The organism is Polaromonas sp. P1_E11, from assembly GCF_056405995.1.
Map to the genome: position 1 here is coordinate 30,208 of NZ_JBFUBA010000002.1, position 12,077 is coordinate 42,284.

Here is a 12,077-nt window from a genome sequence, read left to right on the forward strand (position 1 = left end):
CCATCTCACAAGGACTACGTTTACATGACCTCCAACACCCTGAAAATCGGCTTCGTCGGCCTCGGCATCATGGGCACACCCATGGCCGGGCATCTGATCAAGGCCGGGCACCAGCTGTTTGTCCATACCCTCGGCAAGATGCCCGACGCGATTGGCAGTGGCAGCGCCACGCAATGCGTGAATGCCCGCGGCGTGGCTGAGCGCGCGGACATCATCTTCACCATGGTGCCCGATACCCCCGACGTGGAGGCTGCGCTGTTCAGCGAAGGCGGTGTCGCAGCCGGTCTGAAGGGCTCATCGGCAGACGCAGGTGAACGCAAGGTCGTCGTCGACATGAGCTCCATCTCGCCCATAGCCACCAAAACCTTTGCGCAGAAAATCAACACGCTGGGCTGCGACTACCTCGACGCACCGGTTTCCGGCGGCGAAGTCGGCGCAAAAAATGCGACGCTGTCCATCATGGTCGGCGGCCCGGAAGCCGTATTTGAACGCATCAAGCCGCTGTTTGAATTGATGGGAAAGAACATCACCCTGGTTGGCGGCAATGGTGACGGCCAGACCGCCAAAGTGGCCAACCAGATCATCGTGGCGCTCAACATCGAAGCGGTGGCCGAGGCGCTGCTGTTTGCCGCCCGCGCCGGTGCTGACCCGGCGCGTGTACGCCAGGCTTTGATGGGCGGCTTCGCGTCATCGAAGATTCTGGAGGTGCATGGTGAACGCATGGTCAAGCGCACGTTTGATCCGGGTTTTCGCATCGAGCTGCACCAGAAGGACTTGAACCTGGCGCTGTCCACCGCGCGCCTGCTCGGCATCTCGCTGCCCAACACGGCCACCGCGCAGGAGCTGTTCAATTCCTGCGTCGCACACGGTGGCAAAACCTGGGACCACTCCGCCATGGTGCGCGCACTGGAGAAACTGGCCAACTTCGAGATCGGCCAGCAGGCCGGGTGATCGTTGCCGGGACACGCAGCACAAGCTTGGGGCCGGCTTCTTTGCGTTGCGCCTGTTTTCCCCCGCGAGTTAAACATCCCCAAAGTCGCTCCGCACCGCTCATGCAACGGGCATGGGGCCTGCTATTCGATTTGCCGAAGAAAAGGCTGTCTCGTGCGGCCGAATCCCCTTCTGTGCTGGAACTGCCGAAAAAACTCCAGCCTCCATTTCTCACCCACTTGTTCGGGATTGGCGTGCGCACGCAGGCGTGCCGGAAAGTCACTGCACTCTTACCCACCTGCGTGAACCACACCCTTCGCGCCGGGCATTATCTATATATAACTGATAGATAATCATTTATATGAAATACTTTAACTATCATTAATCATCCATTCTTTCTACAGTTGTCTCAAGCCCGGTGCATCACGCATCGAAAAGTGCCCCCAGAGCATCCACCCATCAAAGGAGACCTCCATGCTCAACGCCTCGCTTGACAACACTGCCGCCGACCGGACCGATCAGACCCGCCACGCCTACAACGCCGCATTCGAAGAGCTCGGCTTGACCTGGCACTGGGATGTCGCTACTTATGCCCGATTGCAGGCCCAAGGCCGTGATGCCGTGCGTACCTATCTGGAGACCGAGCAGGCGCATCTGCTGCGAGCCTACGAAGCAGACTTCCTGGTTGAGGCCATCGAAGCGGCCAAGGCCCGCTGCCATGCCAGCATGGTCGCCAGCCGGGCAAACCCGGCTCCTTATGCCGGCTGGTCCAGCCATTCACTCACGCCGGCCAATAGCCGCCCGAAAAACACCACGCCAGCACCCCGGTTCACGCCGAGTGCGCTGTACACGTGAAGGGCCGGAATGTCTAACCGCTGGCTACGTTTCAGGGAAAGCAACTCAACCGGCTTCGGAACACTTGAGGGAGAAAACATCAGGGTTTGCCAGGGCAACATGTTCTCCGGTGCGACACCCACGGACCGGGTGCTACCGCTGGCCAGTGTCGAACTCTTGATGCCGGTACGGCCAAGCAAAGTCATCGCGATGTGGAACAACTTCCACGCCTTGGGTCAAAAACTCAACCTGGCTGTGCCAGCCGAGCCGCTCTACCTGATCAAGGCGCCGAACTCCTACCTGGATCCAAACGGTACCATCCTCAAGCCCCCATGCAATGGCAAAGTAGTTTTTGAAGGCGAACTGGGCATCGTGATCGGCAAAACATGCAAGCAGGTTCCCGAGCACGATGCGATGGATCATGTGTTCGGCTACACCTGCGCCAACGACGTAACGGTCGCCGACATACTGAACCGTGATGCCTCGTTTGCCCAGTGGGTACGCGCCAAAGGGCTGGATACCTTCTGCCCCTTCGGCCCCGTCGTTGCCACAGGTCTTGATCCGGACAAACTGGTAGTTAAAACCATCCTCAACGGCGAGGTCCGCCAGGACTATCCCATCAGCGACATGCGCTTTTCAGTGCAGCAACTCGTGAGCTTGATATCCCAGGATATGACGCTTTACGCGGGCGATATCATCCTGTGTGGCACATCAATCGGCGTGGGATCAATGAAACCGGGAAGCACGATCGAAGTGGAGATTGCCGGTATTGGCAGGCTCAGCAACCGATTCGAATAACGTTTTTTACCAGGAGTACGGGTGTGAAGATTGCGATCATTGGGGCCGGAGCCATCGGCGGTTATGTGGGTGTGAAATTGGCTTTGGCCGGTGAGGACGTGACTTTCATCGTACGCGGAGCCAACCTGGAGGCCATCCGCAAAAAAGGCATGAAGCTCATCATGCACGACGGCACCGAACACGTGGCCGACAACGTCAAGGCGACCAACAATTATGCGGAAGCCGGCCCGCAGGATGTGGTGATCCTGGCCATGAAGGCACACCAGGTTGAGGCCGTCGCCAATGAGCTTCCCAAACTGTTCGGGCCTGAGACGGCCGTGGTGACCATGCAAAACGGCATCCCCTACTGGTACTTCCACAACCATGGCGGCCCCTTTGAAGGCAGCCAGGTTCACAGCGTTGATCCCAGCGGCATACAGTCAAAAATGATTCCTGCCCAGCGCGTGATCGGCTGTGTCGTCTACCCGGCTTCTGAACTGATAGCACCGGGTGTCGTCAAACATATTGAAGGCGACCGCTTTCCCGTCGGCGAGCTCGATGGCTCCATAAGCGAGCGTGTCACGCGCATATCCGAATGCTTTTCCAAGGCCGGGTTCAAAGCGCCGGTACTAGACAACATTCGCTCGGAAATCTGGCTCAAATTGTGGGGCAACCTCACGTTCAATCCCATCAGCAGCCTGTCCCATTCCACGCTGGTGGATATCTGCCAATTTCCGCTGACGCGCGACCTGGCCGCCAACATGATGCGCGAGGCGCAGGAAGTAGCTCACAAACTGGGCATCGAGTTCCGCGTCACGCTGGACAAGCGCATCGCCGGCGCTGAGAAAGTGGGCAAGCACAAAACATCCATGCTGCAGGACATCGAAGCCGGCCGAGCCCCGGAAATCGACGCCCTGGTGGGTTCAGTAGTCGAACTGGGACGCCTTACGCAAACACCAACGCCGCACATCGACACGGTATATGCCCTGGTCAAGCTGCTCGCAAAAACCATGGATGAAGAGCGCGGGCAGGTGCGCCTTCAGCTCGCAGCCTGAACGACGGGGCGGGTGCCCGGGCAGCAGGCCGGAGTAAGTCGCTCAGGAAAATTGCCATATTTTTATAGCTAGAGGCCAAGGTAGCACCTTGGTCCGGGCCGTATTTCTTGTAAATATCAGACCAGAATCAGGGCCCAAAGGCCAACGTCTTCTTCATAGCCTCAACTACCGCGTCCGAAGGGGTGTCGAAATCGAACTTGGCTCCAAGGTCCAACGCCTTCAGCAGGAGCGGGTTTGCGTTCTTGAGGGAGTCGAACTGATTAGCCGCTTTTTTAGTCGCATCTGCTGGAGCTCCAGGGTGAACGTACAGCCCGTAGCCCCAACTCGCGTTGGCGGTCGGCACAATCACCAGTTGCGCCATATGGATGCGCTCATCGGTCCCGTGGTGGGTTTTCATGTCGGCAGCCTTTGCGCTCTGTAGCCGCGTAATCAGGCCGGCCCACCGGTCCGCTTGCCAATGAAACGCAGCCTTGGTCGGCAAGTAGCTTTGCCCCAGCCCTTGTTGAGGCAATATTTCGACCACCGTGCCGCAAAAATTCTCGGCTTTTACGAGCGATGTGGTCACACCGCTTTTCATGCCAAAGCAACTGGTCGTCTTGAGCTTGGCGAGCACTTTGGCTTGATCAGCGGGAGGGAGTGTCTTCAGCTCGACGGGTTTGCCGTCCTTGACCGTCCCGATGTCAGCCAAAATCAGTACAGCCGACTGGATCGGGTCCATATTGACCGCCACCGGCTTATAGCCCGAGGCAAGACCGACTACGGGGTTGCCATAGACCCAGCATGGTGGAGCCGGTTTCTTGACGGCTGTCAAAACATCCTGCGTCTCCCGGATGTTGAGCACCGGCGTGACCGATAGCCCCGTGGGGCGAATAAAGTCAACGAGTTCTTTCAGGGCACTTTCGGTTTGCGAGGCTCCCTCGCCCCGGATCACTTGCGGATTAAGGTAAAGACCGCCCTCGCACTGCTGCGCCTGCGCGGTCAAACCAAAAAAAAACAAAGCCATCAGCAACAATGAGTTTTTCATGGCTATTACCTTTCAAAACATTTTTGTGTTCCAGTTATCGCCACGGAACGAAGCGCCAGCCCTTTTGAAATTCATGGTATCGGCGATGTGACACTTTCCTCCTAGGGAGATACGCTATCAAGCGCCCGCCATGGAGCAAAACAGCTCGGGACAAACCCTAGAGGGCATCGAAAATCCCACAAACTTGACCCCTGTCAAGAGTTTTTCGTCCACTTGGTAAGACGATACGCGTGCAATATGCTCCGGCCAGGAATCAGTAAAGAAGTTCCAAGCCCAAACAGAGTTACCCAATACAGGAGACAACGTGATGAAAACCAGATTTGCGAGCATCAGGAATAAATTGACCGCAGCGGGAACATGCGCCGTCGCAGCTGCGGCGCTGACGGCCTTCCCGGCCCATGCAGCCTGGGAGCCCACCAAGCCAGTGGAGTTCGTGGTCCCTGCGGGTACCGGTGGCGGAGCCGATCAGATGGCCCGACTGATGCAAGGCATCATCATCAAGCACAAGCTGATGAAGGAACCGCTGATCGTCGTCAACAAATCCGGCGGTGCTGGCGCGGAAGGCTTCCTCGAAGTCAAGGGCGCCAAAGGTGATCCGCACAAGATCATCATCACGCTGTCCAACCTCTTCACCACACCTCTGGCGACAGGCGTTCCCTTCAACTGGCGCGACATGACGCCCGTGTCCATGATGGCGCTCGATCAGTTCGTGCTGTGGGTCAACGCAGAAAACCCCGCCAAAACTGCCAAGGATTACCTGGCAGCCGTGAAAGCTGCAGGCCCCAGCAAAATCAAGATGGGTGGTACAGGCTCCAAGCAGGAAGACCAGATCATCACCGTCGGTATCGAGCAGGCCACCGGTACCAAGTTCATTTATGTCCCCTTCAAGGGGGGTGGTGAAGTCGCGGTTCAGCTGGTCGGCAAACACGTCGATTCTTCCGTCAACAACCCGATTGAGGCTGTCGCCCAGTGGCGCGCCAACCAGCTTCGGGCTCTGTGCGTCTTCGACGAAAAACGCATGCCCTATAAGGCCAAAGTCACCGACACCCTGTCATGGGCCGACATCCCAACGTGCAAGGAAGCTGGCGTGCCCACCGACTACACCATGCTGCGCGGCATATTTATGGCGCCTGGCGTTTCGAAAGACCAGCTCGAGTTCTACGTCAACCTGCTCAAGAAAGTCCGCGACACCCCCGAGTGGAAAGACTACATGGAAAAAGGTGCGTTCAACCAGACATCGATGTCTGGCGACGAGTTCGGAAAGTGGCTAGGCGGCGCAGAACAGCGTCATCGCGAGCTGATGAAAGAAGCCGGCTTCATCGCGAAGTAACGCTAAAGAAAACCCGTTCGCCGGGTTTTCCCCTGCGGGCTGGCCAGGCGCCAGCCCCACAATCAATCAAGTTCGCCCTGCTGCAGGGCACTCAATCCAACGGAGTTGCTCATGGAGCCAAACCAAGAATCCGGCGCGGAGGCCCGCTCGGGCGTCGCGACCTATGTTGTTGAAGCGATCGTCGCCACCTGTATTGTCATCCTGGGTGCGGTGGTCATCCAGGGCAGTTGGGCCCTGGGGTCCGGCTGGACCACCGATGGCCCCGGTTCAGGCTACTTCCCGTTTTATATCGGCATCATCCTGTGTATTTCAGGCCTCGGCACCTTCTACCAAGCCGTGTTCGGCAAGAGCAGGAATACCGAGGTATTTGTCGACGGAGAGCAGCTCAAGCGGGTACTTGCCGTTTTGCTTCCTGCCATTGTTTATGTGCTGGCTGTCCAGTTTTTTGGCCTCTACGTGGCGTCCGCTGTATACATCGCGCTGTTCATGATCGTCCTGGGGAAATTCTCCCCGATCAAGAGCGTGATCACTTCCTTCGTTGTGATCGCGCTGTTTTTCTTCATGTTCGAGGTCTGGTTCAAGGTTCCCTTGTTCAAAGGCCAGTTCGACTTGCTGAGCTTCCTCGGCTACTGAGTCCTCTATCCCCGCATCGAGCCCACTGAACTTTTACCGGATATCGAAATGGAAGAACTAAACTCGCTTTTTCACGGATTCAGCGTCATCCTGACGCCGATGAACATTGTCCTGATGTTCGTGGGCATCATCCTGGGTGTGCTGATCGGCGTGCTGCCCGGCCTGGGCGGAGCCAACGGGGTGGCCATTTTGCTGCCCCTCACGTTCACGATGTCGCCCACTTCGGCCATCATCATGCTGTCCTGCATCTATTGGGGTGCGCTTTTTGGTGGTGCGATCACCTCCATCCTGTTCAACATACCGGGGGAGCCCTGGTCGGTAGCAACCACCTTTGACGGCTACCCGATGGCTCAACAAGGCAAGGCGGGCGCCGCGCTGACAGCTGCGTTCACCTCATCGTTCGTCGGCGCCTTTGTCGCCGTCGTGATGATCACCTTTCTGGCGCCCCTGGTGGCCAAGTTCGCACTCAAGTTCGGTCCACCAGAGTTCTTCGCGGTCTACCTTCTGACCTTCTGCAGTTTCGTGGGCATGGGCAAAGGCTCTCCGTTCAAGATCCTCGCGTCCATGACGCTCGGCTTTGCATTGGCGTCTGTCGGCATGGACACCGTAACCGGCCAGCTACGCCTGACCTTTGGGATTCCGGACCTTATGCGCGGCTTCGATTTCCTGATTGCGGTGATCGGCCTGTTCGGCATCGGCGAGATTCTTCTGTCCATGGAAGAAGGACTGGCGTTCTCCGGCAAAAGCGCCAAGATCGACCCCAAGGTCGTGCTGGAGACATGGAAAAAGCTGCCGAAGTACTGGATGACGTCGGTTCGCAGCTCGCTGATCGGCATCTGGATGGGTATCACCCCTGGCGGCGCAACACCGGCCTCATTCATGAGTTACGGCCTTGCCAAGAAAATGTCGAAGAACGGCCCGAAGTTCGGTACCGGTGAGATCGAAGGTGTCATTGCTCCCGAAACCGCAGCGCACGCCGCCGGCACCAGTGCCTTGCTACCCATGCTGGCACTGGGCATTCCAGGTTCACCCACCGCAGCTGTGTTGCTGGGCGGCTTGCTGATCTGGGGCCTGCAGCCCGGGCCACTGCTGTTCGTTGAGCAAAAAGACTTCGTCTGGGGACTGATTGCCAGCATGTACCTGGGCAACCTTGTAGGACTGATCGTTGTACTGACCACGGTCCCGCTGTTTGCCTCCATCCTGCGCATCCCGTTCTCAATCATTGCGCCCATCATTGTGGTCATCTGCGCCATCGGCGCCTACACCGTCCACAACGCCATGTTGGACATCTGGTTCATGATGCTGTTCGGCGTGGTCGGCTATCTCTTCAAGAAACTGGACTATCCACTCGCGCCGCTGGTGCTGGCGCTGGTCCTTGGAGATAAGGCCGAAGACTCGTTCCGCCAGGCCATGCTCGTGTCACAAGGTGAAATGTCCATCATGTGGTCTAACCCGCTGGTAGGTGGCATCACGACACTTGCCCTGGTTTTGCTGCTGTGGCCGCTGATCTCCCGCGTTCTGGCCAAAATTCGCCCGCCCAAGAAGAATGAATTTGCAGCGGAACAGCCTGTGGACTGAGCATTCGAGCCCATAACAAAAAAGCCGGGTATATCACCCGGCTTTTTTATTCCCGCTTCGCTTTTCCGTCAGATCTTGCCGCGCTGCTTGAGTCGGCTCAGGGTTTCTGCTGACAGGTTCAGGTAGGACGCCAATTCTTTCTTGGGAATACGGTCAAACAGTTCGGGATGCTTGCGCTGAAAGCGCTTGACGCGGCCCGGTGCATCCAGCAAATGCAGCGTAATGGTATGGGCCATGATTTCGCTCATCAGGCGCATTACGTAATATTCGAACGACTGCTTGATTTCATGGTGACGCTCCAGGAACGCCACCCACTCCTGCAGCGGCAGCTTTGCCACCCGGACCTTGGTCACACAAACAGTGCTGTAAGGCGTGGGCGTACCGAGGCGCCACGCGGCATAACTGGTTTCCATGTCGCGTTCGTCGGCGAAACGAAGAATCATCTCCTTGGCCTGCTCATTGGTTACCACCCGCTTCAGGATGCCTTCAAGGATGAAATATTGCTCCATTTCATGCACACCCTGATGCAGGAGCGAGTCACCTTTCTGACCATCAACAATCACCAGATGCGGCTCCAGTTCAGCGCTCTGTTCCGTCGTAATCCCCTTCAGAACTATGTTCTGTGCCAGCTGAACACGAATGACATTTCTATCTGGATGGTTTTGTATGGACAACATGGGTTGGGAGGGTGCGGAACTGACACGTTTGTGCGGTCCAAATACAGAGAAAGTTGACCTCGGTCAAGGGTGAAACCTGAATCAATTCCTATGATAACCCGACGATGCAAATGACCCTCGTGCATGCCAATGGACAGCCAGGCCTGCTCAATTTTTACCCAAGTCAAACGAAGAGACATTCAAATGACAAAAGACACCCAATCCGGAGAGCAGACCGATGGATTTCACCTGCTGATCGACGCGCTCAAGCTCAACGGCATTGACACGATCTTCGGCTTGCCCGGCATCCCCATCACCGACCTGACGCGTAAAGCGCAGGCCGAAGGCATTCGCATGATTTCGTTTCGCCACGAGCAGCATGCCGGCAATGCCGCAGCTGCCGCTGGCTTCCTGACGCAAAAGCCCGGCATTTGCCTGACGGTGTCGGCGCCCGGGTTCCTCAACGGCCTCACGGCACTGGCGAACGCAACGACCAACTGCTTCCCGATGATCCTGATCAGCGGCTCAAGCGAGCGCGAGATTGTGGATCTTCAGCAGGGTGACTACGAAGAAATGGACCAGCTGGCAATTGCCAAGCCATTGTGCAAAGCAGCATTTCGCGTCCTCCACGCCGAAGACATTGGCGTCGGCATCGCGCGCGCCATACGTTCGGCGCTGTCCGGCCGCCCTGGCGGTGTCTACCTCGACCTGCCGGCCAAACTGTTCGGGCAGACCATGGATGCCGCAGCCGGCAAAAAGTCGCTCATCAAGGTTGTGGACCCTGCTCCCCGCCAGATCCCGGCGCCCGATTCGGTCAAACGCGCGCTCGACCTGCTCAAAGGTGCCAAACGGCCGCTGATCGTGCTGGGCAAAGGCGCCGCCTATGCGCAGTGCGATGCCGATATCCGTGCCCTGATCGAAAAAACCGGCATCCCCTACCTGCCGATGTCCATGGCCAAGGGCCTGTTGCCTGACACGCATGCACAGTCGGCTTCTGCCACCCGCTCCCACGTACTGGCAGAAGCCGATGTTGTGATGCTGGTCGGCGCGCGCCTGAACTGGCTGCTGTCGCACGGCAAAGGCAAGACCTGGGGCGGCCCGAACGCCGACACCCGGCAGTTCATCCAGATCGACATCTCGCCGACCGAGATGGACAGCAACGTACCGATCGCCGCACCGCTGGTCGGCGACATCGGCTCGTGCGTCTCGGCGTTGCTGGAAGGTTTGGGCTCAAAGTGGGCCAAACCACCGGCCGAATGGACTCAGGGGATCGCCGAGCGCAAGGACAAGAATCTTTCCAAGATGGCGGCAACCCTGGCGCTGAACCCGCCGACGATGAACTTCCACAGCGCGCTGAACGTCATCCGCAATGCGGTTAAAGAGCGCCCCGATGCCATCGTTGTCAACGAAGGCGCGAATACGCTGGATTTCGCGCGCAGCATTATCGACATGTACGAGCCGCGCAAGCGCCTTGACGTCGGCACCTGGGGCATCATGGGCATCGGCATGGGTTTTGCCGTTGCCGCCGCAGTCACCACGGGTAAACCCGTAATCGCAATCGAAGGCGACAGCGCTTTTGGTTTCAGCGGCATGGAAGTCGAGACGATTTGCCGCTACAACCTCCCCGTCTGCGTTATCGTCTTCAACAACAACGGCATTTACAAGGGCACCGACGTGAATCCTCGCGGCGGCGATGTGGCGCCCACCGTTTTCGTCAAGAACGCACGCTACGAGATGATGATGCAGGCTTTCGGCGGGGTGGGCGTTTTGGCCAACACTCCGGCCGAATTGGCGAAGGCGCTGGACGAAGCCGTTAAATCTGGCAAGCCGACCCTGATCAACGCCATCATCGACGAAACCGCAGGAACCGAAAGTGGTCGAATCACCAGCCTGAATCCGCAGAGTGCTGCAGCAAAGAAGTAATCCAAAGCCATCCCAAGGAGAAATCAAAATGAGCAACAAACCACTCGCAGGCATCAAAATCATCGACTTCACCCACGTTCAGGCCGGTCCCGCCTGCACTCAGATGCTGGCCTGGTTCGGCGCTGACGTAATCAAGGTCGAGCGTCCTGGCTCTGGCGACGTTACCCGAAGCCAGCTACGTGACATCGAAGGCGCTGACGCGTTGTATTTCACCATGCTCAACAGCAACAAGCGCGGACTGACGCTGGACACCAAAAAGCCCGAAGGCAAGGAAGTGCTGGAGAGGCTCATCAAGGAATCCGACGTGATGGTCGAGAATTTTGGTCCCGGCGCGCTGGACCGTATGGGATTCACCTGGGAACACATCCAGTCGCTCAACCCAAAAATGATTCTGGCATCCGTCAAGGGTTTCTCTGACGGCCACCACTACGAAGACCTGAAGGTTTACGAAAACGTGGCCCAGTGCGCAGGCGGCGCAGCATCCACCACCGGCTACTGGAAGGGCGAGAACTCAGGTCCCACCATTTCGTCTGCCGCTTTGGGCGACAGCAATACCGGCATGCATCTGGCCATCGGTATTTTGACGGCTTATATCGGCCGCCAGAAGACTGGCAAGGGCCAAAAAGTCGCCGTGTCCATGCAGGACAGTGTGCTCAACCTGTGCCGCGTCAAAATGCGCGACCAGCTGCGCCTGGACAACCTCGGCTACCTGGAAGAGTACCCGCAATACCCGCATGAAATGGACGCCTTCAAAGACGGCGTGGTGCCGCGTGGCGCCAATGCCGGCGGTGGCGGACAACCCGGCTGGATTCTGAAATGCAAGGGTTGGGAAACCGACCCCAACGCGTACATCTATTTCACGGTCCAGGGGCACGCCTGGGAGCCGATCTGCGACGCACTGGGCAAACCCGAGTGGAAAACCGACCCGGCCTACACCACGGCCAAGGCACGCCAGCCGCACATCATGGATATCTTCGCCACGATTGAAGCATTCATCGCTGACAAGACGAAGTTCGAAGCCGTGGACGTCTTCCGTAAATTTGATATTCCTTGCGCGCCCGTGTTGTCGATGAAAGAGTTGTTGCACGACAAATCCTTGCGTGCCAGCGGCTCCATCGTTGAAGTACCGCACAAGGTGCGCGGTAGCTACTTCACCGTGGGCAGCCCGATCAAGTTCTCTGACACCAAGCCCGAAGTAACCGCATCGCCCCTGCTGGGCGAGCACACCGATGAGGTTCTTGCTGAACTCGGTTACAGCAAAGACCAGATCGCGGCCATGCACACTGCAAAAGCGGTGTGAGCGCAATCTTGAAGTAGCGGTCTTGATGGCCCGGAAA

11 protein-coding genes are annotated in these 12,077 nt (G+C 57.7%); 9 read left to right on the plus strand and 2 right to left on the minus strand.

What is annotated here, in order from left to right; translation table 11 throughout:
• Positions 1-24: 24 nt before the first annotated feature.
• The 4 genes from glxR to AC1D11_RS07655 all read left to right on the plus strand — a co-directional run bounded on the left by glxR (position 25) and on the right by AC1D11_RS07655 (position 3,596).
• The gene (gene glxR / locus AC1D11_RS07640) at positions 25-951 is read left to right on the plus strand and encodes a 2-hydroxy-3-oxopropionate reductase (protein WP_477646579.1); all 927 of its coding nucleotides are present in this window, start codon (positions 25-27) and stop codon (positions 949-951) included.
• Positions 952-1,404: 453 nt separating this feature from the next.
• A complete protein-coding gene (locus AC1D11_RS07645; RefSeq protein WP_477646578.1) occupies positions 1,405-1,785 on the plus strand; it encodes an HAD family hydrolase in 381 nt (126 codons plus the stop codon).
• A 9-nt stretch (positions 1,786-1,794) separates the two neighbouring features.
• Positions 1,795-2,562 carry a fumarylacetoacetate hydrolase family protein gene (locus AC1D11_RS07650; protein ID WP_477651091.1) on the plus strand — a complete coding sequence of 256 codons (768 nt, stop codon included), beginning with the start codon at positions 1,795-1,797 and terminating at the stop codon, positions 2,560-2,562.
• 23 nt (positions 2,563-2,585) lie between these two features.
• The gene (locus AC1D11_RS07655) at positions 2,586-3,596 is read left to right on the plus strand and encodes a 2-dehydropantoate 2-reductase (RefSeq protein ID WP_477646576.1); all 1,011 of its coding nucleotides are present in this window, start codon (positions 2,586-2,588) and stop codon (positions 3,594-3,596) included.
• Between the two features lie 127 nt (positions 3,597-3,723).
• Here the strand turns inward: AC1D11_RS07655 and AC1D11_RS07660 are convergent, their stop codons facing one another.
• Positions 3,724-4,620 carry a hypothetical protein gene (locus tag AC1D11_RS07660; RefSeq protein WP_477646575.1) on the minus strand — a complete coding sequence of 299 codons (897 nt, stop codon included), beginning with the start codon at positions 4,618-4,620 and terminating at the stop codon, positions 3,724-3,726.
• A gap of 307 nt (positions 4,621-4,927) precedes the next feature.
• Here AC1D11_RS07660 and AC1D11_RS07665 point away from each other — a divergent pair, with 307 nt between their 5' ends.
• From AC1D11_RS07665 to AC1D11_RS07675, 3 genes are all read left to right on the plus strand, one after another.
• Positions 4,928-5,950, plus strand: a complete 1,023-nt coding sequence (locus AC1D11_RS07665) for a Bug family tripartite tricarboxylate transporter substrate binding protein (RefSeq protein WP_477651090.1) — start codon at positions 4,928-4,930, stop codon at positions 5,948-5,950.
• Positions 5,951-6,061: 111 nt separating this feature from the next.
• Positions 6,062-6,583 (plus strand): tripartite tricarboxylate transporter TctB family protein, encoded by a 522-nt coding sequence (locus tag AC1D11_RS07670; protein WP_477646573.1) that lies wholly within the window; start codon positions 6,062-6,064, stop codon positions 6,581-6,583.
• 48 nt (positions 6,584-6,631) lie between these two features.
• A complete protein-coding gene (locus AC1D11_RS07675; RefSeq protein WP_477646572.1) occupies positions 6,632-8,161 on the plus strand; it encodes a tripartite tricarboxylate transporter permease in 1,530 nt (509 codons plus the stop codon).
• A gap of 68 nt (positions 8,162-8,229) precedes the next feature.
• On the opposite strand, the gene AC1D11_RS07680 is transcribed toward AC1D11_RS07675, so the two are convergent.
• Entirely contained in the window at positions 8,230-8,838 is a 609-nt protein-coding gene (locus AC1D11_RS07680; RefSeq protein ID WP_477646571.1) for a Crp/Fnr family transcriptional regulator, read from the minus strand.
• 183 nt (positions 8,839-9,021) lie between these two features.
• Here AC1D11_RS07680 and oxc point away from each other — a divergent pair, with 183 nt between their 5' ends.
• Positions 9,022-10,740: an oxalyl-CoA decarboxylase gene (gene oxc, locus AC1D11_RS07685; RefSeq protein ID WP_477651089.1), complete on the plus strand. Its 1,719-nt coding sequence runs from the start codon at positions 9,022-9,024 to the stop codon at positions 10,738-10,740.
• Between the two features lie 28 nt (positions 10,741-10,768).
• Positions 10,769-12,040 (plus strand): formyl-CoA transferase, encoded by a 1,272-nt coding sequence (gene frc, locus AC1D11_RS07690; RefSeq protein WP_477646569.1) that lies wholly within the window; start codon positions 10,769-10,771, stop codon positions 12,038-12,040.
• Positions 12,041-12,077: the final 37 nt, after the last annotated feature.